The organism is Pseudomonas sp. PL-6, from assembly GCF_054110165.1.
On the sequence record NZ_CM134189.1, the window covers coordinates 206,773 to 231,719 of the forward strand.

The following is a 24,947-nucleotide window of genomic DNA, read 5'->3' on the forward strand; positions in this document are numbered from 1 at the left end:
CGCTAGGCGCGCACCCGGGTGATACGCATCACGCCCTTGATCGCGCGCAGCTTCTTGATCACCCGGGCCAGGTGCACGCGGTCATGCACGCTGACCACCAGTTGCACCACGCTGATGCGGCCGTCGCGTTCGTCCATGCTGATCTTCTCGATGTTGCCGTCGGCGGCATTGACGCTGCTGGCCAACAGGGCGATCAGGCCGCGCTGGTGCTCCAGCTCGACGCGCAGTTCGACGTTGAACTCGCCGGTGACATCCTTGGCCCAGTTGAGCTGGATGCATTTCTCCGGGTTGTGGCGGATATCGACGATGTTGCGGCAGCTTTCCATGTGCACCACCATGCCCTTGCCGGCCGACAGGTGGCCGACGATGGGATCGCCTGGGATAGGTGTGCAGCATTTGGCGTAGCTCAGCACCAGGCCCTCGGTGCCGCGAATGGCCAGCGGCCCCTCGCTGCTCGGCAGGGTCTCGTCGCCACTTTCGGCCAGCAGGCGGCGGGCCACCACGTAGGCCATGCGGTTGCCCAGGCCGATGTCTTCGAGCAGGTCCTCGATGACGTCCTGGCGGTACTCGCCGAGCACGGCCTGCACACGCTCGGGGGCGATCTTCTCCAGGTGCGTGTCGAAGCTGGCCAGCACCTTGTTCAGCAGGCGCTCGCCGAGGCTGATGGATTCCGAGCGGCGCTGCTGCTTGAGGGCGTGGCGGATATGGGTGCGTGCCTTGCCGGTGACCACGAAGTTGAGCCAGGCCGGGTTGGGCCGCGCGCCCGGTGCGGTGACGATTTCCACCGTCGAGCCGCTCTCCAGCGCCTGCGACAGCGGCGCCAGGCGGCGGTTGATGCGGCAGGCGATGCAGGTGTTGCCGACGTCGGTGTGCACCGCGTAGGCGAAGTCGACCGCGGTGGAGCCCTTCGGCAGCTCCATGATGCGGCCCTTGGGCGTGAACACGTAGACCTCGTCGGGGAACAGGTCGATCTTCACGCTCTCGATAAATTCCAGCGAGTTGCCGGCGCGCTGCTGCAGCTCCAGCACGCCCTTGACCCACTGCCGTGCCCGGGCGTGGTTGCCCTTGGGCGTTTCGTCCTCGTTGGACTTGTACAGCCAGTGCGCGGCGATGCCGTTGTTGGCCATCTCCTCCATCTCGCGGGTGCGAATCTGGATCTCGATGGGCACGCCGTGCATGCCGAACAGCGTGGTGTGCAGCGACTGGTAGCCGTTGGCCTTGGGAATCGCGATGTAGTCCTTGAAGCGGCCGGGCAGGGGCTTGTACAGGTTGTGCACGGCGCCGAGCACGCGGTAGCAGGTGTCGACCTTGTCGACGATGATGCGGAAGGCGTAGACGTCCATGATCTCGTTGAACGCCCGGCGCTTGCCGCGCATCTTCTGGTAGATGCTGTAGAGGTGCTTCTCGCGGCCGAGCACCTCGCCCTCCATGCCTTCGCGCTGCAGGCAGGCCTTGATCGACTCCTCGATCTTGTTGACGATTTCCTTGCGGTTGCCCCGAGCGCGGCGCACGGCGGCGCGGATGCGCTCGGAGCGCATCGGGTGCATGGCCTTGAAGCCCAGATCCTCGAACTCCACGCGCATGGCGTGCATGCCCAGGCGGTTGGCGATGGGCGCGTAGATTTCCAGGGTTTCCTTGGCGATGCGCCGGCTCTTCTCGTGCGGCATGGCATCGAGGGTGCGCATGTTGTGCAGGCGGTCGGCGAGCTTGACCAGGATCACGCGGATGTCGCGGGCCATGGCCATGGCCATCTTCTGGAAGTTCTCGGCCTGCGCCTCGGCCTTGGTCTCGAAGTTCATCTGGGTCAGCTTGCTGACCCCGTCGACCAGTTCGGCCACGGTCTCGCCGAACTGCGCGTTGAGCGCTTCCTTGGCGATGCCGGTGTCTTCGATGACGTCGTGCAGCATGGCGGCCATCAGGCTCTGATGGTCCATGTGCATGTCGGCGAGAATGCTGGCCACGGCCAGCGGGTGGGTCACGTAGGCTTCGCCGCTGCGGCGGCGCTGGCCATCGTGCGCCTGTTCGGCGTAGAAGTAGGCGCGGCGGACCAGGTTGACCTGGTCGTGGCCGAGGTAGGCCGAAAGTCGGTCGGCGAGAGCGTCTATGCCAGCCATGGGAGGTTCCCCCGTTGGCAGCCGTGGCTCTGCGCCGTGCGACTTCGACCCGGCTTCATCGGTTTACAGAGGCTCGTTGGCCTCTTCCTCGAAGGCGGCGAACAGCGGTTCTTCTTCGACGATGTCTTCCTGGGCGACCACTTCGTAGTCCACCAGGCCCGCGGCGATTTCGCGCAGGGCGACGACGGTGGGCTTGTCGTTTTCCCAGGCCACTTTCGGCTCTTTGCCGCCGGTGGCCAGCTGGCGCGAACGCTTGGTCGCGAGCATGACCAGTTCGAAGCGGTTATCAACGTTGTCCAGGCAATCTTCGACGGTAACGCGAGCCATGGTGTTCCTCGTAACTTGTGCGGATAGGCTTGGCCCGAGCGGGCGAGCGGACTGAATAGTCTAAAAAATCACCAGCGACAATGGAAGCGCTGATTTTCTGCGGCGCCACCGTCAGGCGGCGCGCGCCGGGTCAGGCCAGCAACTCGCTGAGCAGACCGGCGTGGCGCTGCTGCTGGGTTTCCTGGCGCAACTGGTTGCTGCGGAAAATCGCCTTGAGGTCGCTCAGGGCGTGGGCGAAATCGTCGTTGATCACCAGGTAGTCGTACTCGACGTAGTGGCTCATCTCGCTGACCGCCTCGCGCATGCGCCGCTCGATGATCTCGCCGCTGTCCTGGCCGCGGTTGGTCAGGCGGTGGCGCAGCGCTTCCTGGGTCGGCGGCAGGATGAAGATGGATTTCGACTGTGGCATCAGCCGGCGCACCTGCTGCGCGCCCTGCCAGTCGATTTCCAGGATCAGGTCGAAGCCCGCGGCCAGGGTCTGCTCGACCCAGCGCTGCGAGGTGCCGTAGAGGTTGTCGAAGACCTGGGCATGCTCGAGGAACTCGCTGCGCTCGAGCATGGCGTTGAACTGGGCGTGGTCGACGAAGTGGTAGTTGACTCCGTCCTGCTCGCCCGGACGCATGGCGCGAGTGGTGTGCGACACCGACACGCGAATCTGCGCCTCGCTGTCGATCAGCGCCTTGACCAGGCTGGTCTTGCCGGCGCCGGAGGGCGCGGAAACGATATAGAGGGTACCGGTGGTGACGGTCATGGATGCTTCCCGGAAAACGTTATGCGAAGCCTAGCAGCGGCTTACTCGATGTTCTGTACCTGTTCGCGCATTTGCTCGATCAGGACTTTCAAATTAACCGCGGCCTGGGTGCTGCGCGTATCGAACGCCTTGGATCCGAGGGTGTTGGCCTCGCGGTTGAGTTCCTGCATGAGGAAATCCAGGCGCCGGGGGGGGGGGGGGGGGGGGNCGAACTCGACCCGCAGCGCCTGGAGCAGGAGCTGGTGCTGCTGGCGCAGAAGAGCGGCGCCGCCGGCCTTGAGCACCCGGCGCACCTCGCTGACGTGGGTGCTCAGGCGATCCAGTTCCTCGGCGACGTCGCTCTTCTGCGCCAGCAGCACCAGCTCCTGCTCCAGGCGCTGCGGGTCGAGTTCGGCCTGCAGTTCGGCGAAACGGGTCTCGATCTTGGCGCGCTGAGCGGCGAGCATCTGCGGCACCAGTTCGCGCAGTGCGGCGACCTCGGCGAGGATGGCGTCCAGGCGCTCACCCAGTAGCTTGGCCAGCTCGGCGCCTTCGCGGGCGCGGCCGGCCTTGAGCTCGCCCAGCGCCTGGTCGAACAGCGCCAGGGCGGCGGCATTCAGCGTCTGCGGGTCGGCGGCGTCGGCCACCAGCACGCCGGGCCAGCCCAGCACTTCCAGCGGGTTGAGCGGCGCCGGTTGCTGGATCAGCGCGGCGACCTGCTCGGCGGCGGCGATCAGTTGGCGGGCGCGCTCGCCGTCGACCTGCAGCGGCTTGCCGGCATTGTCCTCGGCGAAGCGCAGGGTGCATTCCACCTTGCCGCGCGACAGGCCCTGGCGCAGGGCTTCGCGCACCGCGCCTTCGAAGTCGCGGAAGGCGTCCGGCAGGCGCAGGTGCGGTTCCAGGTAACGGTGGTTGACCGAGCGCAGCTCCCAGCTCAGGGTGCCGTGCGCGGTTGCCTGCTCGCAGCGGGCGAAGGCCGTCATGCTGTGAACCATGGGGTACCTCTCGGAAAGTCGGCTCGAAAGGCGGGCGATTGTAGCGCAGTGCGTCGGCGCTACCCAATTCGGCATGTCGCCTGTGCCGCCGGGCCCCTATAATGCGGGCAGATTTCACTCAAAAAGTAGGTATTGTCCCGATGAAACGTCCCAGTGGCCGCGCCGCCGATCAGTTGCGCTCGATTCGCATCACCCGCAACTACACCAAGCACGCCGAGGGTTCGGTACTGGTGGAGTTCGGCGACACCAAGGTGATCTGCACGGTCAGCGTCGAGTCCGGCGTGCCGCGTTTCCTCAAGGGCCAGGGCCAGGGCTGGCTGACCGCCGAGTACGGCATGCTGCCGCGCGCCACCGGCGAGCGTAACCAGCGCGAAGCCAGCCGCGGCAAGCAGGGCGGGCGCACCCTGGAGATCCAGCGGCTGATCGGCCGTTCGCTGCGCGCCGCGCTGGACATGAGCAAGCTGGGCGAGAACACCCTGTACGTCGACTGCGACGTGATCCAGGCCGACGGCGGCACCCGCACCGCCTCGATCACCGGCGCCATGGTCGCCCTGATCGACGCGCTGAAGGTGCTGAAGAAGCGCGGCGCACTCAAGGGCGAGCCGCTCAAGCAGATGATCGCCGCGGTGTCGGTGGGCATCTACCAGGGCGAGCCGGTGCTCGATCTGGACTACCTGGAAGACTCCGCCGCCGAGACCGACCTCAACGTGGTGATGACCAATGCCGGCGGCTTCATCGAGGTGCAGGGCACCGCCGAAGGCGCGCCGTTCCAGCCGCACGAGTTCAACGCCATGCTGGCCCTGGCGCAGAAGGGCATGAACGAGCTGTTCGAACTGCAGCAGGCGGCCCTGGCCGACTGACCTTTTCCCCGAGCAAGGAGCACCACCATGAGCGACGACGCGCAAACCCCGATTCCGACGCCCAGCCAGGAAGCCCGTCAATGGGCGATGTTCTGCCACTTCGCCGCCTTTCTCGGCCTGGTGTTCCCCTTCGGCAACCTGCTCGGCCCGCTGATCGTCTGGCAGATCAAGAAGGACCTCGATCCCTTCGTCGATGCCCAGGGCAAGGAGGCGCTGAACTTTCAGATCAGCGTGGCGCTGGCGGCGGTGGTCTGCTTCATTCTGATGGTGGTGGTGATCGGTTTCCCGCTGCTGGTGCTGCTGGGCATCGCCGCGCTGGTGCTGACCATCATCGCCGGGATCAAGGCCAACGAAGGCCAGGCTTACCGCTATCCCTTCGCCTGGCGCCTGCTGAAGTAGCCACGGGCGCGCAATAAAAAAGCCGGCGCGATGCCGGCTTTTTTCTACCTGTCGATCAGACGCTGAGAATCCAGTCGTAGTCGACGATCAGCGGCGCATGCTGGGAGAAGCGCGGCTGGCGCGGCAGGCGCGCGGTGCGCACGCTGCGGCGCATGCCCGGGGTGAGCAGCTGGTAGTCGAAGCGGTAGCCCAGGTTGAGCATCTCCGCCTGCTCGCTGTCCGGCCACCAGCTGAACTGGTCGCCTTCGCGGCTGACTTCGCGCAGGGCGTCGACATAGCCCATGCTGCCGATCACCTCGTCCAGCCAGGCACGCTCGGGCGCGAGGAAGCCCGGCGACTGCTGACAGTCGCGCCAGTTCTTCACGTCCAGCTTCTGGTGCGCCACGTGCAACGAGCCGCAGTAGATGTACTCGCGACGCTTGCGCCGTTGCTTGTCCAGATAATGGGTGAAGTCGTCCATGAACTTGAACTTCTGGTTCAAGCTCTCGTCGCCGTCCCGCCCCGATGGCAGCAGCAGGGTAGCGATACTTACCTTGTCGAAATCGGCCTGCAGGTAGCGCCCATAACGGTCGGCCATTTCAAAGCCGAGGCCGCTGATCACCGCCTTGGGTTGCAACCGCGAATAGAGTGCCACGCCACCTTGGCTAGGCACTTCACCATCGCATGCATAGAGGAAATAACCATCCAGCTGGAAGGCTTGGTCGTCCATTTCAAAGGCGGAGGCACGGGTATCCTGCAGGCAGATCACGTCGGCATTCTGGGCTTGCAGCCAGCTGAGCAATCCTCGCTCGGCCGCAGCCTGAATACCATTCACGTTCACACTGATGATCCGCATAAATGGCCCCCAAAAACACGTGCGTGTATGATACCCGAGCTCATCTCAATTAGCTAAATCCGTGCCGCCCGGGGCTTTTTCATGCAAGCGTACCAGCGCGATTTCATCCGTTTTGCCATCGAACGCGGGGTGCTGCGTTTCGGTCACTTCACCCTCAAGTCCGGGCGCACCAGCCCCTATTTCTTCAACGCCGGGCTGTTCGACAGCGGCCTGGCGCTGGCCCAGCTGGGGCGTTTCTACGCCGCGGCCATCGTCGACAGCGGCATCGACTTCGACGTGCTGTTCGGTCCGGCCTACAAGGGCATCCCGCTGGCGGCGACCACCGCGGTGGCGCTGGCCGAGCACCACGGCCGCGATCTGCCCTGGTGCTTCAACCGCAAGGAAGCCAAGGACCACGGCGAGGGCGGCACCCTGGTCGGGGCGCCGCTCAAGGGCCGGGTGCTGATCGTCGACGACGTGATCACCGCCGGCACCGCGATCCGCGAGGTGATGCAGATCATCCAGGGCCAGGGCGCCCAGGCCGCCGGCACGCTGATCGCGCTGAACCGCCAGGAGCGCGGCCAGGGCGAGCTGTCCGCCATTCAGGAAGTCGAGCGCGACTTCGGCATGCCGGTAGTGAGCATCGTGTCACTCGAGCAGGTATTGGAATATCTGGCGGGGGATGCTGAACTGAAGCAGTATCTGCCGGCTGTGCAAGCCTATCGCGCCGAGTACGGAATCTAGTCCAGCACAAGGTATCTGCCTCTTATGCCCAAGCCGCTCCTGACCCGCTGTACGCTGCTGCTCAGCCTGCTACTGCCGTTGTCGGGGGTGGCCGCCGAGCTGTACCGCTACGTCGACGACAAGGGCGTGACGGTGCTCAGCCGCCAGGGTGTGCCGCCGGAGTTCATCGGCAAGGGCTATGAGGTGCTCAACGATCAGGGTCGGGTGCTGCGGGTGATCCCGCCGGCGCCGACCGCCGAGGAGTTCGCCCGCATGCAGGCGGACAAGGCGCGCGCCAGCAGCGATGCGCAGTTGCTGCGGCTGTACACCAACCTGGACGACGTCGACCGGGCCCGCGAGCGCAAGCTCGCCGAGCTGGATGGGGTGACCAGCGTGGCGCGCGGCAACCTGCAGTCGGTGCGTACCCAGCAGGCCAACCTGCAGAGCCAGGCCGCCGACCACGAACGTGCCGGACGGGCGGTGCCGGAGCATCTGCTGGTGCAGATCGGCAACCTCAAGGACGAACAGCAGCGCCTGCTGCGCGATATCGCCCGCTACCAGGAGGCGCGCAAGAAGGCCGAGGCCGATTTTGCCGCCGACCGTGCGCGGCTGGCCGAGCTGTTCGGCGAACAGTAACGGCTCAGCGCTCCGGCGCCGTCCTCTCGAAGCCCAGAATCTTCTCCCGCAGCCAGCCCGGCAGCGGCGCGCTGCTGCGCGTGGCGCCATCGGCATGCACGTAGACGATCTCGCCGCTGGTGATCAGCTCGCCGTCGCGCCAGATGCCGAGGGCGAAGGTCAGGCTGGAGCGGCCGAGGCGGGCGGCGCGGATGCCGATCTGCAGCTGCTCGTCGAAGCGCGCCGGGGCGTGGTATTCGAGCAGGGTGCGGATGGCGAAGAAATCGCCGCCGTCTTGCGCCAGATCGGCCGGGTAGGCCACGCCGAGGGCGCGGAAATACTCGGTGATGGCGACGTCGGCGTAGGTCAGGTAGTGGCCGTTGAAGACGATGCTCTGCGGATCGACCTCGGCCCAACGCACGCGCAGGGGGTGGAGGAAGCTGAACTGGCTGGGTTCGTGCCGGCTGCTCATGGGCGCTCCGTTACGAGGGTTGCCTGGCGAGCGTCGCTCTTGCGCAGACTTGCGGCAAGTTCGAGTCGCCACACGGATGGCCGGTGATAAACCGGCTCGATGGTCGGCGTTAGCCTGTAGGGGCGCGCGCACCGGCTTTGTGAGTACGCCGGTTGGGCGGTACGGCCCGGGCACCCTCTCCCGGAGGGAGAGGGGCATCGGCAGGCCGCTAGCGGCCGCTTTTCAATGGCGCTTGCGGTTGGTGATCAGGGTGCCGACGCCGCTGTCGGTGAAGATCTCCAGCAGCACCGCGTTGGGCACCCGGCCGTCGACGATGTGCGCGCTGTGCACGCCGCCCTGCACCGCTTCCAGGGCGCAGCGGATCTTCGGCAGCATGCCGCCGTAGATGGTGCCGTCGGCGATCAGCGCGTCGACCTGCTCGGTGGTCAGGCCGGTGAGCACTTCGCCCTGCTTGTCCATCAGGCCGGCGATATTGGTCAGCAGCATCAGCTTCTCGGCCTTCAGCGCTTCGGCCACCTTGCCGGCCACCAGGTCGGCGTTGATGTTGTAGGACTCGCCGTCCGGGCCGACGCCAATCGGTGCGATCACCGGGATGAAGTCGCCCTTGACCAGCATGTTGAGCAGGTCGGTGTTGACCCCGGTGACCTCGCCGACGTGGCCGATATCGATGATTTCCGGCTGGGTCATTTCCGGCGTCTGCCGGCTGACCTTGAGCTTCTTGGCGCGGATCAGCCCGGCATCCTTGCCGGTCAGGCCGATGGCGCTGCCGCCGTGCTGGTTGATCAGGTTGACGATGCTCTTGTTGACCTGGCCGCCGAGCACCATCTCCACCACGTCCATGGTGGCGGTGTCGGTGACGCGCATGCCGTCGATGAAATGACTCTCGATGGACAGGCGCTTGAGTAGGTCGCCAATCTGCGGGCCGCCGCCGTGCACCACCACCGGGTTGATGCCGACGGCCTTCATCAGCACGATGTCGCGGGCGAAGCCCTGCTTGAGCTCCTCGCTTTCCATGGCGTTGCCGCCGTACTTGATCACCAGGGTCTTGCCGACGAAGCGGCGGATATAGGGCAGGGCTTCGGACAGTACCTTGGCAACCTGGGCGGCGGCGTCACGCTCGAGGGTCATGGGGGGCTCCTGGAACAAATCGATCAAAAGGGCAGTTGCAGGTCGGGGGCGACCTTGTGCAGTTGGCCGCGGAACACATCCTGGATGCGCTCCAGCTCTTCCTGGGTATCGGCCTCGAAGCGCAGCACCAGCACCGGAGTGGTGTTGGAGGCGCGGATCAGGCCCCAGCCCTTGGGATAGTCGACGCGCACGCCGTCGATGCTGGTGAGGTTGGCTTCGCCCCACTGGCCTTCGCGCTGCAGGCGCTCGATCAGCGGGAACTTGCTCTGCTCGGTGACCTGGATGTTGATCTCCGGGGTGGAAATGTCGCTGGGGAAGGCGCTGAACACGTGTTCGGCGTCGCGCTTGTCGAGGCTGAGGATTTCCAGCAGGCGCGCGGCGCTGTAGATGCCGTCGTCGAAGCCGTACCAGCGCTCCTTGAAGAAGATGTGCCCACTCATCTCGCCGGCCAGCAGCGCGCCGGTTTCCTTCATCTTCTTCTTGATCAGCGAGTGGCCGGTCTTCCACATCACCGGGCGACCGCCGTAGCCGCTGATCAGCGGGGTCAGGCGGCGGGTGCATTTGACGTCGAAGATGATGTCGGCACCGGGGTTGCGCGACACCACGTCCTTGGCGAACAGCATCAGCAGGCGGTCCGGGTAGACGATGGTGCCGGTGTTGGTCACCACGCCGACGCGGTCGCCGTCGCCGTCGAAGGCCAGGCCGAGGTCGGCGTTTTCCGCCTTGACCCGGGCGATCAGGTCGACCAGGTTCTCCGGCTTGCCCGGGTCCGGGTGGTGGTTGGGGAAGGTGCCGTCGACTTCGCAGAACAGCGGGATCACGCTGCAGCCGAGGGCCTCGATCAGTTGCGGGGCGATCACCCCGGCGGCGCCGTTGCCGCAGTCGACCACCACGCGCAGCGGCTTGGCCAGGGCGATGTCGTCGCGGATGGTCTTGAAGTAGCGCTCCAGCACGTCGACCTGCTGCACGCTGCCGACGCCGCTGGCCAGGTCGTTGTTGTCGATGCGCGCCTTGAGCGCCTGGATCTGCTCGTTGGCCAGGGTGTCGCCGGCGATGACGATCTTGAAGCCGTTGTAGTCCGGCGGGTTGTGGCTGCCGGTGAGCATCACCGCGGAGCGGCCTTCGAGCACGTTGGCGGCGAAGTACACCACCGGGGTCGGCACCATGCCGACGTCGGTGACCTGGCAGCCGCAGTCGAGCAGGCCCTGCACCAGTTGCTGCAGCAGCTCGGGGCCGGACAGGCGGCCGTCGCGGCCGACGATGACGTTGGGCTCGCCCTGCGCCAGGCTCTGCGAACCGACGGCGCGGCCGATCCAGTAGGCGTATTCGGCGGTCAGGCTGTCGCCCACCACACCACGGATATCGTAGGCGCGGAAGATGTCGGCGGGGAGGGTCGGGGCGCTTTGGCTAATGGTCATTGCGGATGTCTGCTCCAGTCCCAGGAGATCCTGGTCTTCGTCGAGAATGTCGATATCGAGGATATCGGTGTCCTGGAACAGCGGGTTGACCAGCTCCGCCGGCTTGCTCGCGGGCTGGGCGGCGGGGGCCGCGGCTGTTCCGTTGCCTGTGGCACTGCCTGCACTGTCGTTGCTGCGGCGCGGCAGGCGCGCCAGGCTCTGGGCCAGGCTGTCCAGGGCCGGCAGGCTCAGGCTGAAGGCTTTGACGGCTTTGCCCGCGGAGAGTTCTTTGAGCATCTGTCCGAGCTGCTGCACGTCGCCGAGCAGACGGCGCTGTTGCGCGCCCTGCAGCAGCATCAGGCCGATCAGCGCGCCGCCCAGGGCGAGCAGGGCGGCGAGGCCGAGCAGGGCCGGCGGCAGGCCGCTGGCCAGGGCCGGGCCGGGGGTGAAGCTGAGCGTCCAGTTGGGGTTGCCGGTGGCGAAGCTCTGCGCCGCGCCGCCCTCGCTCTGGCCGCGCTGCAGCAACACCTGGGGCGGGGTGTTGCCGAATTTCTGCACCAGTTGCAGCTGGCCGAGTTCGGCCGGCAGCGGCGGCAGGCTGGCGAGCAGGCGCTGGAGGTCGACGGCCAGCAGCAGGGTGCCCTGCGCCGGCTGGTTGTCGTTCGGGCGCAGCGCCACGGCGCTGTAGGCCAGCCAGCGGTCGCCGACCCGATAGGCCTCCACCGCCGGCTGCTGGCCGCTTTCGGCGCGGCGCAGCATGTCCAGCCCGGCGAAGTTCATCGGTGCGGCGCGGCTGCCGTCCTGCACCGCTTCGGCGCGGCGGTTGAGGTGGGCGTCGACCACACCGTCCCAGTAGCCCAGGCGTCGCTCGGCGTCGCGTTTCTGTTGGCTGTCGCCGCTCTGTAACGCCTGCAGCAGCTCGGGGTTGCGCGCGGCGGCGAGGCTGTCGGCCTGCAGCTGCTTGAGCGCCTGCTGCACGGCGGCGGCCTGGCTGCTGCCGATGGCCTGGGCCAGCTCGGCCTGGCGGGCCTGGCTGTCGCTGCTCTGGGCAAACCACAACAGGGCGCCGCCGGCGCCGATGCCGAGGGCGGCTGCGAGCAGGCCGGGCAGCAAGGGGCCGAGCGCTTTGCCGGCCGGCTGTTTCGCCGCCGGGGCGCTGTTCAGGGGGCTGTCGGCTTCCTTGGCGGTGCGCTTGAAGAGTTTCACGCGGGGGGGCTCCTCGGCGGGACGTCCTGTGGGGAATTAGGCTCAGTGGCTGCCGGAGTGGCCGAAGCCGCCGGCGCCGCGCTGGCTCTCGTCGAACTCCTCGACCAGCTCGAAGTGCGCCTGCACCACCGGTACCAGCACCAGCTGGGCGATGCGCTCGCCGACGGCGATGCGGAAGGCGCTCTGGCCGCGATTCCAGCACGACACCATCAGCTCGCCCTGGTAGTCCGAGTCGATCAGGCCGACCAGGTTGCCGAGGACGATGCCGTGTTTGTGGCCCAGGCCCGAGCGCGGCAGGATCAGCGCGGCCAGGTTCGGATCGCCGATATAGATCGACAGGCCGGTGGGGATCAGCAGGGTCTGGCCAGGCTCGAGAACGACGTCCTCCTTGAGCATGGCGCGCAGGTCGAGGCCGGCCGAACCGGGTGTGGCGTACTGCGGCAGGGGAAAGTCCTGGCCGAGGCGGGGGTCGAGGATCTTGGCTTGCAAAGCGTGCATGGTCAGTTCTTGTTCAGGCGGTCGGCGATAAGGGTGATCAACTGGCGGGCGATCTTGCCCTTGCTGGTCTGGGCGAAACTGCTCTGTTGCAGCTCGCGGTCGATCACGGTGATGGCGTTTTCCTCGCTGTTGAAGCCGATGCTGGGGTTGGCCACATCGTTGGCGACTATCAGGTCGAGGTTCTTGTCGCGCAGCTTGCGCGAGGCGTATTCGAGCAGGTTCTCGGTCTCGGCGGCGAAGCCGACGCTGAACGGGCGATCGGCGCGGCCGGCGATGGTGGCGAGGATATCCGGGTTGCGCACCATTTGCAGGAGCAGCCCATCACCGCTGGTGGGGTCTTTCTTCAATTTGTGCTGAGCGACCACTTCCGGGCGGTAGTCGGCCACCGCGGCGGCGGCGATCAGCACGTCGCAGGGCATCGCCGCTTCGCAGGCAGCGAGCATGTCGCGGGCGCTGACCACGTCGATGCGGCTGACCCGGTCCGGCGTCGGCAGGTGCACCGGGCCGCTGACCAGGGTCACCCGCGCGCCGGCTTCGGCGGCGGCCTCGGCCAGGGCGAAGCCCATCTTGCCGGAGCTGTGGTTGGTGATGTAGCGCACCGGGTCGATGTTTTCCTGGGTCGGCCCGGCGGTGATCAGGATATGCAGGCCGTCCAGCGCCTGGCGCTGGAAGCAGTCGGCGGCCAGTTGCGCCAGCTGCTCGGCTTCCAGCATGCGGCCGAGGCCGACGTCGCCGCACGCCTGGGCGCCTGCGGCCGGGCCGAACAGGCGCATGCCGCGCTGCTGCAGCAGTTCCAGGTTGGCCTGGGTGGCGGCGTCGCGCCACATCGCCTGGTTCATCGCCGGGGCCAGGGCAATCGGCGCATCGGTGGCCAGCACCAGGGTGGTCAGCAGGTCGTTGGCGATGCCCTGGGCCAGGCGCGCGATCAGGTCGGCGGTGGCCGGGGCGATGAGGATCAGGTCGGCCCAGCGCGCCAGCTCGATATGGCCCATGGCGGCTTCGGCGGCCGGGTCGAGCAGGTCGAGGTGCACCGGATGGCCGGAGAGGGCCTGCAGGGTCAGCGGGGTGATGAACTCGCGCCCGCCCTGGGTCATCACCACGCGCACCTCGGCGCCCTGATCCTTGAGTCGGCGCACCAGTTCGGCGCTCTTGTAGGCGGCGATGCCGCCACCGACGCCGACGATGATGCGTTTGCGATACAGCCGCTGCATAGGCCTGCCTTTTATATACAGGTGGATGTGCGCCGCGGTGCCAACGCCTCCCCAGGCCGGCCCCGCGTAAAAAGATGGGCTACGATAGCACAGCGCCCGCAGCGGAGCAGCGGGCGCCTGGCTCGGACAAGGAGGTGAGATGAGCATTCGCGATTGGCCCGCGGCGGAGCGCCCGCGGGAAAAACTCCTGGCCCAGGGCGCCGCCTCGCTGACCGATGCGGAGCTGCTGGCGATCTTCCTGCGCACCGGGGTGGCGGGCAGGAGCGCGGTGGACCTGGCGCGCCAGCTGCTCGCCGAGTTTGGCAGTCTGCGGGCCCTGCTGCAGGCCGATCTGGCCGATTTCAGCCAGCACCTGGGCCTGGGTCCGGCCAAGTACGCGCAGTTGCAGGCGGTGCTGGAAATGGCCCGCCGCCACCTGGCCGAACGGCTGCGCCGCGACTCCGCGCTGGAAAGCCCGCAGGCGGTGCGCGACTACCTCAAGGCACTGCTGCGCCACGAGCCGCATGAGGTGTTCGGTTGCCTGTTCCTCGACGCCAAGCACCGCGTGCTGGCCTTCGAGGCGTTGTTTCACGGCAGCATCGACAGCGCCAGCGTCTACCCGCGGCAGGTGGTCAAGCGCGCCCTGGCGCACAACGCCGCCGCACTGATCCTGACCCACAACCATCCATCCGGCGTCGCCGAGCCGAGTCAGGCCGACCGCGTGCTGACCCAGCGCCTCAAGGACGCGCTGGCGCTGGTGGACGTGCGGGTGCTCGACCATTTCATCGTCGGCGACGGCGAGCCCTTGTCGATGGCCGAGCTGGGCTGGATATAGCGGGGCGGTGGAGGCAACCGTGCAGGGCGCACCGGTACGCCCTGCCCACGAGTGTGCCCGGCTCAAGGTGCCAGGCTTACCGCGGCGAAATTCTGCCGGCCGAAGGGGCTGACTTTATAGCCCTCGACCTTGGCGCTGAGCAGGGCGAAGGCGGTGGGGTGGGCCAGCGGCAGCCACAGCGCCTGCTCCTGGATGATCTGCTGCGCCTGCCGATACAGGCGGCTGCGTTCGGCCTGGTCGCTGCTGGCCTTGCCGGCGGCGATCAGCTGGTCCAGCGCGTCGTCGCAGTAGCGGGCGAAGTTCAGCCCGGACTGCACCGAGGCGCAGGCGAATTGCGGGGTGAGGAAGTTGTCCGGGTCGCCGTTGTCGCCGGCCCAGCCCATGAACAGTAGGTCGTGCTCGCCGGCCTTGGCGCGGCGAATCAGCTCGCCCCATTCGATCACGCGGATTTCGGCAGCGATGCCGACCTTGGCCAGGTCGGCCTGCAGCAGCTGGGCGCCGAGGCTGGGATTGGGGTTGAGCAGGCTGCCGCTCGGCCGGGTCCAGATGGTGGTCTTGAAACCCTCGCCCAGGCCGGCCTCGGCCAGCAGGGCGCGGGCCCGTTCCGGGTCATGGGGGTAACCGGGCAACTCGCCGGCATAGCTCCAGGTATTAGGCGGGTAGGGCCCGCTGGCCGGCTCGGCGCTGCCCTCGAACACCGCCTTGACGTAGCTGGCCTTGTCGAACGCCAGGTTGATCGCCTGGCGCACCTGCGGCTTGTCCAGCGGCGGGTGCTGGCTGTTGATGCCGACGAAGGCGGTCATAAAGGCCGCGGTCTGCGCGCTTTTGAGCTTGGCGTCGGCGGCAATCGCCTGCACGTCCTGCGGCTTGGGCGACAGGGCGATCTGGCATTCGCCGCGGCGCAGCTTCTGCAGGCGCACGTTGCTGTCCGGGGTGATGGCGAACAACAGGCGGTCGACGGCCGGCTTGCCGGCGAAGTACTCGGGGTTGGCGCGGTAGCGCACCACGGCATCCTTCTGGAAGCGCTCGAAGACGAAGGGACCGCTGCCCACCGGCGCGCTGTTGAGTTTTTCCGGGGTGCCGGCTGCGAGCAGCTGGGCGGCGTATTCGGCCGGGTAGATCGAGGCGAAGCCCATGCTCAGGGTGGCGAGGAAGGTGGCGTCGCGGCGGTTCAGGCGGATGCGCACGCTATGCGCATCCGGCGCCTCGATGCCGGCGATCAGGCTGGGCCACTGCATCGACTGGGCGTGCGGGTAGCCGCTGGCGGCGCTCTGGTGCCAGGGATGGGCGGGGTCGAGCATGCGCTGGAAGCTAAATAGCACGTCGTCGGCATTCAGCGGCCGGCTCGGGGTGAACTCGGCGGTCTGGTGGAAGCGCACGTCGTCGCGCAACTGGAAGTCGTAGACCAGGCCGTCGTCCGAGATCGACCAGCTGCGCGCCAGGCTCGGCAGCAGCTGGCCCTGTTCGGCGTCGAACTCCACCAGGCGGTTCATCAGCACGTCGGCCGAGGCGTTGGTGGTGGTCAGCGAGTTGTACTGCACCACGTCGAAACCTTCCGGGCTGGCCTCGGTGCACACGCTGAGGGTGGCGGCCTGGGCCATTAGCGGGGCGCAGAGCAGGGCGGCGAGAGCCAGGCGCATGGCGAACTCCTTCTTCACGGGACGCCGGGTTGGCCGGCAAAGACCTAACCCTAGTCGATTTGCCGGGAGCTGAATACCGCTTCGGGCGACGAATGGTCGAGCCTGGGTGAACCCCGGCAGGCTCCGGGGCGGCTGGGTGGCGGGGTGCGGGTGACTGTTTTTATCCTGCGCTTTCCCTTGTTGCGCCAGGGGCTTTCTGGTATAAAGCAGCGCTCTTTTCTAGGGGCCCGGTTCTTGCGCTTTGCAGTGCGCCCGGTAAGACCCTCGAGAAACGCGGCGCCGAGCGCCAATGACATTGAGTTTAAGCGGCCAACCCATGCCGGGTTGGGCATGTGGTTTTAGAGGGCTGAGGCATGTCGAGAGTCTGTCAAGTTACCGGTAAGGGTCCGGTAACCGGGAACAACATTTCCCACGCAAACAACAAAACCCGTCGTCGTTTCCTGCCGAACCTGCAGCACCATCGCTTCTGGGTCGAGTCCGAGAATCGCTTCGTGCGTCTGCGCGTATCTGCCAAGGGCATGCGTGTCATCGACAAGCGTGGCATCGACGTAGTGCTGGCCGAGCTGCGCGCTCGCGGCGAAAAGGTTTAAGGAGAGAGTCATGCGTGAATTGATCCGTTTGGTGTCCAGCGCCGGTACCGGCCACTTCTACACCACCGACAAGAACAAGCGCACCACCCCCGACAAGATCGAAATCAAGAAATTCGATCCGGTCGTGCGTAAGCACGTGATGTACAAGGAAGCCAAGATCAAGTAATTGATCGGCGACCTGTCGAAGAAGCCCGCCGCATGGCGGGCTTTTTTGTGCCTGCGATTTTTCCGCCGCCTAGCGTGCGTTCGCCCCAGGCGCTGTTTGCGCCTCTTTCCGTGTGCCTTGCCGATACCGCTTAGACGGCTTCGTCGGCAGCGCCCGCCGCGCGAGCTCTATCAGGCGTCCTGAGTGCCGCGCAGGCGGGCATCGTCGGCCAGCTGGCGCAGCGGTCGCGGGCGGTCGACGAAGTAGCCCTGGGCGTAGTCGATGCCGAGCCGGCGCAGGCAGTCGAGGCTGGCCTGGGTCTCGACGAACTCGGCGACGGTGAGCAGGCCAAGCTGGGCGGCGATCTGCCGCATCGAGCCGACCATGGCCTGGTTGATCGGGTCGGATTCGATGCCGCGGATAAAGCTGCCGTCGATCTTGAGGATGTCCAGCGGCAGGTGGCGCAGGTAGGCGTAGGAGGCGAAGCCGCTGCCGAAGTCGTCCAGAGCCACCTTCAGGCCCTGGCCGCGCAGCTGCTCGATCCACTGTGCGGAGACGCCCAGCTCGCCGAGGGCGACCATTTCGGTGACCTCGATGCACAGCTTGCCGGGCGGCAGGCGGTGGCGCGTCAGTTCGTCCTGCAGCAGGCGGTGGAAGTCGCGATCGAGCAGCGAGCTGGCGCTGAGGTTGACGTTGACCTGGGCCAGCTGCGCCAGATGCCGCGGGTTGGCGGCGAGCCAGGCGCACAGGTGCTGGATCACCCAGCGGTCAATGGCGCCGAGGAAACCGTAGCGCGCCGCGGCGTCGAGGAACTGCGCGGGGCTGATCCAGTCGCCGCTGTGCGGGTCGCGGTAGCGCAGCAGCACCTCGTAGTGCAGGCCAGCGGCGGCGTTCTGCAGCGCCTGCACCGGCTGGAAGAACAGCTCGAAGTGACCGCGCTCGGTGGCCTCGCGCAGGCGGGTGATCCATTGCAGCTGGCGCTGGTGTTCGAGCAGCGCGCCGTCGGCCGGGTTGAACTGCTGCACGCGGTTGCGCCCCTGGTGCTTGGCCAACTGGCTGGCGCTGTTGGCCCAGTTCAGCGCGGTTTCCCAGTCGCGCACGCCGGAGCCGAGGGCGAGCAGGCCGATGCTGGCGTGCAGGCGGAAGGGGCGGCCCTGCCAGGTGAAGACGAACTGCTCGACCGCCCGGCGCAGCGCCTCGGCCTGGCTCAGCGCGGCGGCGTCGTCGACCTCGCGCAGCAGCACGGCGAACTCGTCGCCGCCGATGCGCGCCAGTTCGGCGTGGCGCGGCAGCTGGTGGCCGAGCTGGGCGGCCAGCTGGCGCAGCAACTGGTCGCCGGCGGAGTGACCGCAGAGGTCGTTGACCTGCTTGAAGCGATCCAGGCCCAGGTGCAGCAGGTGGCTGAAGCGGCGCCGGGCGGTGCCGCTCAGGGTCTCGGCGAGCAGCCGTTCCAGCTCGCGGCGGTTGTGCAGGCCGGTCAGGGTGTCGTGCGCGGCCAGGTGCTGCAGGCGTTCCTCGAGGGCGCGGCGCTCGCTGAGGTCGACCACTATGCCCTCGATGCCGTCCTGGTTCGGCCGCCGGTGCAGCGACAGGTAGACCCAGCGTTCGCGCTGCTGCAGGTCGTGCAGCGGGCATTCGCAGCTGACGGCGCCGGCCTGGGCGTCGAGTTGCTCCAGCAGCTCGCGCCAGCGCTGCTCGCCGAGCAGGCGTTGCAGGGGCAGGCCCTGCAGGCTGGCGCCATCCGCCGCGCCGCCGAGCAGGCGCGCCAGGCTCGGGTTGGCCTCCAGCAGGCTGCCGTCGCGGCGGCAACGGAAGATGCCCTCGCCGCTGTGGCGGAACAGCGCCTGGTACTGCTCGAGGTTGTCGATGGCCTGCGCCTGGCTGCTCAGCAGCACGCGGCGCACGCGCTCCAGCTGCTTGTCGAGCAGGGCGCCGAACAGCAGCATGCTCAGTGCCGGCAGGTAGGCGTAGAGGTAGTAGAAACCGGCCGGCAGCGGGATCAGCCCGGCGCGGCTCAGCGGCACCAGCAGCATCAGCAGCAGCGCCATGCTCCAGCACAGCAGGTAGCCGGGCGCGTAGGGGCGACGCAGGCGCACGCCGAGGCTCATCAGCAGCAGCTGGTAGAGGCCGCTGAGCAGGATCAGCAGGTTCAGCGTCTGGTAGGTGCGCGGGTGTTCGAGCAGCAGGCCGCCCAGGCTGACCAGCAGGGTGGCGGCGAACAGCGCGTCGCGCAGCCAGCGCAGGCGGCCCAGTTCCAGGCGCAAGGCGCTGGCGATGAACAGCGAGCTGAAGAGCAGCATGCCGGCGGTGGACAGGTTGACCAGCCAGGGCTGCAGGCCCGGCCAGTGCCCGCCGAGCAGACCGACCAGGCCGTGCAGGCTGGCGTTGTACAGCGCCACGCACAGCGCGGTGAGGCTGAAGTAGGCCAGCTGTGGCTCGCGCAGGGTGCTGTACTTGATCAGGTAGAACAGTGCCAGGGCGAGCAGCGCGCCCACCAGCAGGCCGCTCTGCAACCAGCGGTGGGCGATCAGTTGCTGGCCCTGGGTGGCGCCGACCAGCTGCAGCGGCAGGTTGATCGCCGAATCGCTCTGCACCCGCAGCAGCAGGCTGTGCGGCCCCTGGCCGAGGCGCGGCAGGCTGAGGAGAAACTGCGGGTAGGGCTCACCGCGTTCCGCGAAGGGGCGCCGGGCGCCGCTGTACAGCGGGCCGAGCGGCTGCGTGCCGGCGAACAGCCAGACCTCCAGGTCGTCGAGGAAGGTCTGCCCGACTATCAGCTGCAGGCGTTCGGCGGCCGGCGCCTGCAGCTGCACGGCGAGCCACCAGGCGCTGCGCGAATAGCCGATGCGTGCGCTGCCCTGCACCGGCTGGCCTTCGCTGGCGATACGCTGCAGCACCTCGGCGGCGCTCAGCTGGCCGCTCGGGTCTTCCAGCAGCAGGCTGCGTTCGACGGCCACCGGCCGCGCCAGGTCGGTGGCGCTCAGCTGCAGCAGCGGCAGCTCGCCAGCGGCCCGGGCCGCGAGGGTGCAGTTCAGGCACAGCAGAACCATCAGTGAGCGAAGCGGGTGAACCATCCAGGGCGCCTCAAGAGCAACTACGAGGGCGCCTGAATCCGGCGGATGCCGTCCAGTCACTGGAGCGGTCGGGCGCCGGAGGATTCTAGCCGAGTGCTGGCGCGATGATTGCGCGGCGGGTCTCATCGGTTCAGGCTGGGCGACGAATGACCGTCGGCACCGGGCAAATGCCGCCCATGCTGTAACGAGGCACGCCAGACCTGCTCTAATGGCTGGCCGTCGCCGAGGACTTGTTGATGCACGCCATGCTGCCCCTGCTCGACCAGTTGGCCTTTCCGCCCATCCGTCGCGGTGTGCTGGAAGCGCTGCAGGTCAACCTGACTTACCGCTGCAACCAGCGCTGCCTGCATTGTCACGTCAACGCCGGGCCGACCCGCACCGAGGCCATGAGCGACGAGTGCCTGGCGGTGCTGCATCGGGTGATCGATGCCCATCCGGTGCACACCCTGGATCTCACCGGCGGCGCCCCGGAGCTGCACCCGCGCTTTCGCGAGATAGTGCGGCACGCGCGGCGCGAGGGCCTGCGGGTGATCGACCGCTGCAACCTGACCATACTCGGCGAGCCGGGCCAGGAAGACCTGGCCGAGTTCCTCGCCGGCGCCGGCGTCGAGGTCACCGCCTCGCTGCCCTGCTACTCGCGCGCGAACGTCGACCGCCAGCGCGGCGACGGGGTGTTCGCCGCCAGCATCGCCGGCCTCAGGCGGCTCAACGCCCTCGGCTACGGCCAACCCGGCAGCGGCCTGCTGCTTAACCTGGTGTACAACCCGCAGGGCCCCAGCCTGCCGCCGCCGCAGGCGGCGCTGGAGGCCGACTACAAGCGCCGCCTGGCCGAGGACTTCGGCGTCCGCTTCGACCACCTGCTGTGCATCACCAACCAGCCCATCGCCCGCTTCGGCAGCACCCTGGTCAGCAAGGGCCAGTTCGCCGCCTATATGCAGCTGCTGCGCGACAGCTACCGGCCGGAGAATCTGGAGGGTCTGATGTGCCGCAGCCTGGTCAGCGTCGACTGGCAGGGCTACCTCTACGACTGCGACTTCAACCAGATGCTCGATCTGCCGCTGGCGTTGATCGGCCGTGAGCGCGCCCATCTGCGCGACCTGCTCGATGCCAGTCTGGACGGCAACCCCATCGTCAGCCGCGATCACTGCTTCGCTTGCACCGCCGGGCAGGGCTCCAGTTGCGGCGGTGCGCTGCATGACTAGGCCGTGCGCCGTGCGCACCCTACGAGACGCGCGGGAGGCGCTGACCGATGAATAGCCGCAAACTGGCCCTGATGGGCCTGATCCTGGCGCTGCTGGGCAGCTTCTTCGTCTTCGACCTCGGCCAGTACCTCAGCCTCGACGCGCTCAAGGCGCAGCAAGCCGCGCTGAATGCCCAAGTCGCCGCGCAGCCCTGGCAGGCCGCCGGGCTGTTCTTTCTCGCCTATGTGCTGGTAACGGCGCTGTCCCTGCCGGGCGCGGCGCTGATGACCCTGCTCGGCGGTGCGCTATTCGGTCTGCTCGAAGGCTTGGTGCTGGTGTCCTTCGCCTCGACCCTGGGCGCCAGCCTGGCCATGCTCAGCAGCCGTTTCCTGCTGCGCGACTGGGTGCAGCAGCGCTTCGGCCGGCGTCTGGCCGGGATCGATGCCGGGGTCGAGCGCGAGGGGGCCTTCTACCTGTTCGCCTTGCGCCTGGTGCCGGTGTTCCCGTTCTTTCTGATCAACCTGGCCATGGGCCTGACCCGCCTGCCGCTGCGCACCTACTGGTGGGTCAGCCAGCTGGGCATGCTGCCCGGCACCCTGGTCTACGTGAACGCCGGGCGCGAGCTGGGGCAGCTGGAGTCGCTGGCCGGCATCCTCTCGCCGGGGTTGCTCGGCGCCTTCGTCCTGCTCGGCGTTTTCCCCTTGCTGGCCCGGCGTGCGCTCGATGTGCTCCAGGCGCGCCGGGTCTATGCCGGCTGGCACAAGCCTAAGCGCTTCGAGCGCAACCTGCTGGTGATCGGCGCCGGCGCCGGCGGCCTGGTCAGCGCCTACATCGCCGCGGCGGTCAACGCCAAGGTCGGTCTGATCGAGAAGCACCGGATGGGCGGCGACTGCCTGCACAGCGGCTGCGTGCCGTCCAAGGCGCTGCTGCGTTCGGCCAAGCTGGCTCATGAGCTGGGCCGCGCCGAGGCGCTGGGCCTGCGCGGGGTGCAGGGCCAGGTGGATTTCGCCGCGGTGATGCAGCGCATCCAGAATGTGATCGCCGCCATCGAGCCGCACGATTCGGTCGAGCGCTACAGCGGCCTGGGCGTCGAGGTGATCCAGGGCCAGGCGAAACTGGTGTCGCCCTGGGCGGTGGAGGTGAACGGTGAGCGTATGACTGCACGCAGCATCGTCATCGCCGCCGGGGCGCGGCCGCGGGTGCCGGAGATTCCCGGCCTGGAGCAGGTGCGTAGCTATACCAGCGAGAGCATCTGGAGCCTGCGCCAGCAGCCGCGCTGGCTGCTGGTGCTGGGCGGCGGGCCGGTGGGCTGCGAGCTGGCCCAGGCCTTCCAGCGCCTGGGCAGCCAGGTGATCCTGCTGCAGCGCAATGCGCGCCTGCTGCCGCGCGAGGACGAGGACGCCAGCGCGCTGGTGCTGACCAGCCTGCGCGACGACGGTGTCGACGTGCGCCTGCGCCACGTGGTCGAGCGCTTCGAACTGGTCGAGGGCGAGCAGCGCGTGCTGGTGCGCGACTTAGGCAGCGGCGAGCAACGCAGCATCGCCTTCGACGCCGCGCTGCTGGCGCTCGGTCGCCAGCCCCATGTCGCCGGCTATGGCGCCGAGGAGCTGGGCCTGGCGCTGCGCCCCGACGGCAGCCTGGAAACCGACCAGTACCTGGCCACGCGCTTTCCCAATATCTACGCGGTGGGCGATGTCACCGGGCCCCACCAGTACACCCACGTTGCTGCGCACCAGGCCTGGTACGCCGCGGTCAACGCGCTGTTCGGCGGCCTCAAGCGCTTCAAGGTGGACTACCGCACCATCCCCCACTGCACCTTCACCGACCCCGAGGTGGCGCGGGTCGGCCTGAGCGAGCGCGAGGCGCAGGAGCAGGGCATCGCCTTCGAGCTGACCCGCTTTGGCCTCGACGACCTGGACCGGGCCATAGTCGACGACGTCGCCCGCGGCTATGTGAAGGTGCTGACCGAGCCGGGGCGCGACCGCATTCTCGGCGTGAGCATAGTCGGCGCCCAGGCCGGCGAGCTGCTCGCCGAGTACGTGCTGGCGATGAAGCACGGTCTCGGCCTGAACAAGATCCTCAGCACCACCCATAGCTACCCGACCCTGAGCGAGGCCAACAAATACGCGGCCGGGCAATGGAAGCGCGCCCATGCGCCGCAGGGGCTGCTGCGCTGGGTCGAGCGTTTTCACGCCTGGAGGCGCGGCTGATGCGGGCGCTGTGGCTCGCGCTGCTGTTGGTCGCGGCGCCGGCACTGGCGGAGAACCGGCTGACGCCGTGGACGGCCGGCCCGCCGGGCGGCCCGTGGTCGCCGCCCTGGCGCCTGGCCGATATCCCGAAGATCGCGCCGGCGCAGCGCAGCCTGGTCGAGCAGGACGGCCGATTGGTGCTGCGCATCCAGGCCGCTGCCGCCGCCGGCGGCCTGCTGCATCCGCTGGAGCTGCCCGGCGAGCGACCCTGGCAACTGAGCTGGCAGTGGCGCAGCGAGCAGCGGCTGGAGCAGGCGCGTTTCGCCACCCGCGAGGGCGACGACTACGTGGCGCGGGTCTATGTGCTGCTGGATTACCCGCTGGAGTCGCTCACCTTCCTCACCCGGCAGAAGCTGCGCCTGGCGCGCACCTTCTTCGACCCCGACTTGCCGGCGGCGACCCTGAGCTACGTCTGGGACAACCGCAAAGCGCCGGGCAGCCATGCCCGCAGCGCCTACAGCGAGACGGTGGAGATGCGCGTGCTGCGCGGCCCGGAGGCGCCGCTGGGGCAGTGGCTGGCGGAGTCGCGCGACCTGCGCAGCGACGCCATCGCCGCCTTCGGCAGCGCGCCGCGGCGCATCCTCGGCGTGGTCTTCGCCGCCGACAGCGACAACACCGGCGAGCGCGTCGACAGCTCTTTCGCCGCGCCCGCGCTAATCGAGACCCGCTAGGGTGCGCCGTGCGCACCGCGGCCAGGTGAACGTCAGGCGGTCTGGGGGCGCTCGCCGGCGGCTTGCGGGGCGCGGCGGGTCCAGCGGTTGGCGCGGGCGAAGGTGCCGAAGTCGTTGAAGCGCACGCCCATCTCGCGCATCACCTGGTGGGCGAAGGGCACGGTCAGCTGGCGGATGTAGAAGGGCTCCTTGACCACGAAATGGTGGATCGCGTGGCTGCTGCCGAAGTTGCAGCAGAACGCCTGCAGTGGCCACAGCCACCAGGGGTTGAGCACCTGGGTCTGCTGGATCACGTTGCCCGGCTCGACGTCGCCGTAGTAGTGCATGTTGGAGCTGACGAAGTGCAGGCAGAAGGTGCGCAGCACATTGGGCCCGACCAGCACCACCACGGCGACGTTCACCACCTGCATCAGGCCCAGGGTGGTGGCCGACCAGGCGATCGGCGCGCCCAGGGCGGCGGCGGCCCAGTCGAGCAGATGGAAGCCGAGGAACAGGTACCAGGTCGCCCAGTTGAGCAGGCCCAGCGGCGCGTAGACCTTGAGCGTGCGGGTGAGGATCAGCCGGCGGTGCTCGGGGTTCTTCGCGCGCAGCCAGCGAATGAAGGAGCTCATCATGTTGTCGCCGACCATCAGCAGGCGCGCCAGGCCCCAGGGCTCGCCGTTGGTGATGGCGCGCTCCTCCATGTCGGCCTCGCTGCCGGAGACCTTGTGGTGGTTCAGGTGCAGGTGGCGGCGCACCCAGGGGTTGATGGTGCTCGGCCGCGCCAGCCAGACCAGCGCCAGCATCAGGTTGTGCGGCACCGGGCGTTTGCGAAAGTACATCGAGTGGATCAGGTCGTGCTCCAGCTCGTGGGTCAGCGAGGCGAAGAAGGCGTTGAGCAGCAGGCAGGCCCACCAGGCCATGTGTCCGCCGATATACAGCGCGGCCGAGCCGAGCATGCCGGCCAGGGCGAAGGCGAGGATGGCGGCGCCGAGGGCGTCCTGGTGCTGCAGGATCGGGTAGCGCTGGCGCAGGGCGTTGCCGTGGGCCATCACCCGTTCGCGGATCAGCGCGGCGCGTTGCTGGTCATTAAGGCTTGCGGGGGAGGGGGACATGCC

Annotated in this window: 23 protein-coding genes; 10 read left to right on the plus strand and 13 right to left on the minus strand. The window is 67.9% G+C overall.

All coding sequences use genetic code 11. The features are described 5' to 3' along the window. Window positions 1–2: 2 nt before the first annotated feature. The 4 genes from spoT to ACW9UL_RS00975 form a co-directional block, all read right to left on the minus strand. Complete coding sequence (gene spoT, locus ACW9UL_RS00960) at window positions 3–2,114, minus strand: bifunctional GTP diphosphokinase/guanosine-3',5'-bis pyrophosphate 3'-pyrophosphohydrolase (protein ID WP_021446453.1); 2,112 nt, start codon at window positions 2,112–2,114, stop codon at window positions 3–5. A gap of 63 nt (window positions 2,115–2,177) precedes the next feature. Continuing rightward, window positions 2,178–2,441, minus strand: coding sequence for a DNA-directed RNA polymerase subunit omega (rpoZ, locus tag ACW9UL_RS00965; RefSeq protein WP_003242550.1), 264 nt, complete (start codon window positions 2,439–2,441; stop codon window positions 2,178–2,180). Between the two features lie 130 nt (window positions 2,442–2,571). After that, window positions 2,572–3,192, minus strand: coding sequence for a guanylate kinase (gene gmk / locus ACW9UL_RS00970; protein ID WP_457788551.1), 621 nt, complete (start codon window positions 3,190–3,192; stop codon window positions 2,572–2,574). Window positions 3,193–3,233: 41 nt separating this feature from the next. Continuing rightward, the gene (locus ACW9UL_RS00975; RefSeq protein ID WP_457788552.1) at window positions 3,234–4,166 is read right to left on the minus strand and encodes a YicC/YloC family endoribonuclease; all 933 of its coding nucleotides are present in this window, start codon (window positions 4,164–4,166) and stop codon (window positions 3,234–3,236) included. Between the two features lie 140 nt (window positions 4,167–4,306). On the opposite strand from ACW9UL_RS00975, the gene rph reads away from it, so the two are divergent. Next, on the plus strand, window positions 4,307–5,026 hold the full coding sequence (gene rph, locus ACW9UL_RS00980; RefSeq protein WP_397498675.1) for a ribonuclease PH: 720 nt from the start codon (window positions 4,307–4,309) through the stop codon (window positions 5,024–5,026). Between the two features lie 27 nt (window positions 5,027–5,053). Beyond that, window positions 5,054–5,425, plus strand: coding sequence for a DUF4870 domain-containing protein (locus ACW9UL_RS00985; RefSeq protein ID WP_021446449.1), 372 nt, complete (start codon window positions 5,054–5,056; stop codon window positions 5,423–5,425). A gap of 55 nt (window positions 5,426–5,480) precedes the next feature. Here ACW9UL_RS00985 and crc read toward each other — a convergent pair whose 3' ends face one another. Beyond that, complete coding sequence (crc, locus tag ACW9UL_RS00990) at window positions 5,481–6,260, minus strand: catabolite repression control protein Crc (protein WP_031304344.1); 780 nt, start codon at window positions 6,258–6,260, stop codon at window positions 5,481–5,483. Between the two features lie 81 nt (window positions 6,261–6,341). Between crc and pyrE the strand changes: the two genes are divergently transcribed. Both pyrE and ACW9UL_RS01000 read left to right on the plus strand, forming a co-directional pair. Beyond that, a complete protein-coding gene (pyrE, locus tag ACW9UL_RS00995; RefSeq protein WP_457788553.1) occupies window positions 6,342–6,983 on the plus strand; it encodes an orotate phosphoribosyltransferase in 642 nt (213 codons plus the stop codon). Window positions 6,984–7,007: 24 nt separating this feature from the next. Then, window positions 7,008–7,598, plus strand: a complete 591-nt coding sequence (locus tag ACW9UL_RS01000; protein WP_457788554.1) for a DUF4124 domain-containing protein — start codon at window positions 7,008–7,010, stop codon at window positions 7,596–7,598. 4 nt (window positions 7,599–7,602) lie between these two features. Here ACW9UL_RS01000 and ACW9UL_RS01005 read toward each other — a convergent pair whose 3' ends face one another. The 5 genes from ACW9UL_RS01005 to coaBC all read right to left on the minus strand — a co-directional run bounded on the left by ACW9UL_RS01005 (window position 7,603) and on the right by coaBC (window position 13,489). Beyond that, on the minus strand, window positions 7,603–8,049 hold the full coding sequence (locus ACW9UL_RS01005; protein WP_457788555.1) for an acyl-CoA thioesterase: 447 nt from the start codon (window positions 8,047–8,049) through the stop codon (window positions 7,603–7,605). A 222-nt stretch (window positions 8,050–8,271) separates the two neighbouring features. Next, entirely contained in the window at window positions 8,272–9,177 is a 906-nt protein-coding gene (gene argB / locus ACW9UL_RS01010; protein ID WP_021446444.1) for an acetylglutamate kinase, read from the minus strand. 23 nt (window positions 9,178–9,200) lie between these two features. Beyond that, window positions 9,201–10,595, minus strand: a complete 1,395-nt coding sequence (algC, locus tag ACW9UL_RS01015) for a phosphomannomutase/phosphoglucomutase (protein ID WP_457790889.1) — start codon at window positions 10,593–10,595, stop codon at window positions 9,201–9,203. A gap of 1,227 nt (window positions 10,596–11,822) precedes the next feature. Then, the gene (gene dut, locus ACW9UL_RS01020; RefSeq protein WP_122110045.1) at window positions 11,823–12,278 is read right to left on the minus strand and encodes a dUTP diphosphatase; all 456 of its coding nucleotides are present in this window, start codon (window positions 12,276–12,278) and stop codon (window positions 11,823–11,825) included. A 2-nt stretch (window positions 12,279–12,280) separates the two neighbouring features. Next, a complete protein-coding gene (gene coaBC / locus ACW9UL_RS01025) occupies window positions 12,281–13,489 on the minus strand; it encodes a bifunctional phosphopantothenoylcysteine decarboxylase/phosphopantothenate--cysteine ligase CoaBC (protein ID WP_122110044.1) in 1,209 nt (402 codons plus the stop codon). 139 nt (window positions 13,490–13,628) lie between these two features. Here coaBC and radC point away from each other — a divergent pair, with 139 nt between their 5' ends. Continuing rightward, window positions 13,629–14,303 (plus strand): RadC family protein, encoded by a 675-nt coding sequence (gene radC, locus ACW9UL_RS01030; protein ID WP_457788556.1) that lies wholly within the window; start codon window positions 13,629–13,631, stop codon window positions 14,301–14,303. 62 nt (window positions 14,304–14,365) lie between these two features. On the opposite strand, the gene ACW9UL_RS01035 is transcribed toward radC, so the two are convergent. Beyond that, on the minus strand, window positions 14,366–15,943 hold the full coding sequence (locus ACW9UL_RS01035) for an ABC transporter substrate-binding protein (protein ID WP_457788557.1): 1,578 nt from the start codon (window positions 15,941–15,943) through the stop codon (window positions 14,366–14,368). Between the two features lie 353 nt (window positions 15,944–16,296). Between ACW9UL_RS01035 and rpmB the strand changes: the two genes are divergently transcribed. Both rpmB and rpmG read left to right on the plus strand, forming a co-directional pair. Next, window positions 16,297–16,533, plus strand: a complete 237-nt coding sequence (gene rpmB / locus ACW9UL_RS01040) for a 50S ribosomal protein L28 (RefSeq protein WP_021444015.1) — start codon at window positions 16,297–16,299, stop codon at window positions 16,531–16,533. A 10-nt stretch (window positions 16,534–16,543) separates the two neighbouring features. After that, a complete protein-coding gene (rpmG, locus tag ACW9UL_RS01045; RefSeq protein ID WP_003464575.1) occupies window positions 16,544–16,699 on the plus strand; it encodes a 50S ribosomal protein L33 in 156 nt (51 codons plus the stop codon). A 170-nt stretch (window positions 16,700–16,869) separates the two neighbouring features. Here rpmG and ACW9UL_RS01050 read toward each other — a convergent pair whose 3' ends face one another. Further along, window positions 16,870–19,749 (minus strand): EAL domain-containing protein, encoded by a 2,880-nt coding sequence (locus ACW9UL_RS01050; RefSeq protein ID WP_457788558.1) that lies wholly within the window; start codon window positions 19,747–19,749, stop codon window positions 16,870–16,872. A 236-nt stretch (window positions 19,750–19,985) separates the two neighbouring features. On the opposite strand from ACW9UL_RS01050, the gene arsS reads away from it, so the two are divergent. Genes arsS through ACW9UL_RS01065 form a run of 3 tightly spaced genes read left to right on the plus strand, consistent with a single transcriptional unit; the run spans window position 19,986 to window position 23,850 of the window. Next, window positions 19,986–20,951 carry an arsenosugar biosynthesis radical SAM (seleno)protein ArsS gene (gene arsS / locus ACW9UL_RS01055; protein ID WP_457788559.1) on the plus strand — a complete coding sequence of 322 codons (966 nt, stop codon included), beginning with the start codon at window positions 19,986–19,988 and terminating at the stop codon, window positions 20,949–20,951. Window positions 20,952–20,998: 47 nt separating this feature from the next. Continuing rightward, window positions 20,999–23,140 (plus strand): dihydrolipoyl dehydrogenase family protein, encoded by a 2,142-nt coding sequence (locus tag ACW9UL_RS01060; protein WP_457788560.1) that lies wholly within the window; start codon window positions 20,999–21,001, stop codon window positions 23,138–23,140. After that, window positions 23,140–23,850, plus strand: a complete 711-nt coding sequence (locus ACW9UL_RS01065) for a DUF3047 domain-containing protein (RefSeq protein WP_397498693.1) — start codon at window positions 23,140–23,142, stop codon at window positions 23,848–23,850. The genes ACW9UL_RS01060 and ACW9UL_RS01065 overlap by 1 nt, the downstream gene beginning before the upstream one ends. Before the next feature lie 32 nt (window positions 23,851–23,882). Here ACW9UL_RS01065 and ACW9UL_RS01070 read toward each other — a convergent pair whose 3' ends face one another. Continuing rightward, entirely contained in the window at window positions 23,883–24,944 is a 1,062-nt protein-coding gene (locus ACW9UL_RS01070) for a fatty acid desaturase (protein WP_457788561.1), read from the minus strand. Window positions 24,945–24,947: the final 3 nt, after the last annotated feature.

Coding starts and splice junctions, on each gene's coding strand:
- ACW9UL_RS01070 (WP_457788561.1), bottom strand. CDS start 24,944: ATGTCCCCCTCCCCCGCAAGCCTTAATGACCAGCAACGCGCCGCGCTG.
- ACW9UL_RS01035 (WP_457788557.1), bottom strand. CDS start 15,943: ATGCGCCTGGCTCTCGCCGCCCTGCTCTGCGCCCCGCTAATGGCCCAG.
- spoT (WP_021446453.1), bottom strand. CDS start 2,114: ATGGCTGGCATAGACGCTCTCGCCGACCGACTTTCGGCCTACCTCGGC.
- arsS (WP_457788559.1), top strand. CDS start 19,986: ATGCACGCCATGCTGCCCCTGCTCGACCAGTTGGCCTTTCCGCCCATC.
- ACW9UL_RS01000 (WP_457788554.1), top strand. CDS start 7,008: ATGCCCAAGCCGCTCCTGACCCGCTGTACGCTGCTGCTCAGCCTGCTA.
- rpmB (WP_021444015.1), top strand. CDS start 16,297: ATGTCGAGAGTCTGTCAAGTTACCGGTAAGGGTCCGGTAACCGGGAAC.
- crc (WP_031304344.1), bottom strand. CDS start 6,260: ATGCGGATCATCAGTGTGAACGTGAATGGTATTCAGGCTGCGGCCGAG.
- rpoZ (WP_003242550.1), bottom strand. CDS start 2,441: ATGGCTCGCGTTACCGTCGAAGATTGCCTGGACAACGTTGATAACCGC.
- pyrE (WP_457788553.1), top strand. CDS start 6,342: ATGCAAGCGTACCAGCGCGATTTCATCCGTTTTGCCATCGAACGCGGG.
- ACW9UL_RS01005 (WP_457788555.1), bottom strand. CDS start 8,049: ATGAGCAGCCGGCACGAACCCAGCCAGTTCAGCTTCCTCCACCCCCTG.
- gmk (WP_457788551.1), bottom strand. CDS start 3,192: ATGACCGTCACCACCGGTACCCTCTATATCGTTTCCGCGCCCTCCGGC.
- ACW9UL_RS01065 (WP_397498693.1), top strand. CDS start 23,140: ATGCGGGCGCTGTGGCTCGCGCTGCTGTTGGTCGCGGCGCCGGCACTG.
- ACW9UL_RS01050 (WP_457788558.1), bottom strand. CDS start 19,749: ATGGTTCACCCGCTTCGCTCACTGATGGTTCTGCTGTGCCTGAACTGC.
- argB (WP_021446444.1), bottom strand. CDS start 9,177: ATGACCCTCGAGCGTGACGCCGCCGCCCAGGTTGCCAAGGTACTGTCC.
- ACW9UL_RS01060 (WP_457788560.1), top strand. CDS start 20,999: ATGAATAGCCGCAAACTGGCCCTGATGGGCCTGATCCTGGCGCTGCTG.
- algC (WP_457790889.1), bottom strand. CDS start 10,595: ATGACCATTAGCCAAAGCGCCCCGACCCTCCCCGCCGACATCTTCCGC.
- dut (WP_122110045.1), bottom strand. CDS start 12,278: ATGCACGCTTTGCAAGCCAAGATCCTCGACCCCCGCCTCGGCCAGGAC.
- ACW9UL_RS00985 (WP_021446449.1), top strand. CDS start 5,054: ATGAGCGACGACGCGCAAACCCCGATTCCGACGCCCAGCCAGGAAGCC.
- rph (WP_397498675.1), top strand. CDS start 4,307: ATGAAACGTCCCAGTGGCCGCGCCGCCGATCAGTTGCGCTCGATTCGC.
- radC (WP_457788556.1), top strand. CDS start 13,629: ATGAGCATTCGCGATTGGCCCGCGGCGGAGCGCCCGCGGGAAAAACTC.
- coaBC (WP_122110044.1), bottom strand. CDS start 13,489: ATGCAGCGGCTGTATCGCAAACGCATCATCGTCGGCGTCGGTGGCGGC.
- rpmG (WP_003464575.1), top strand. CDS start 16,544: ATGCGTGAATTGATCCGTTTGGTGTCCAGCGCCGGTACCGGCCACTTC.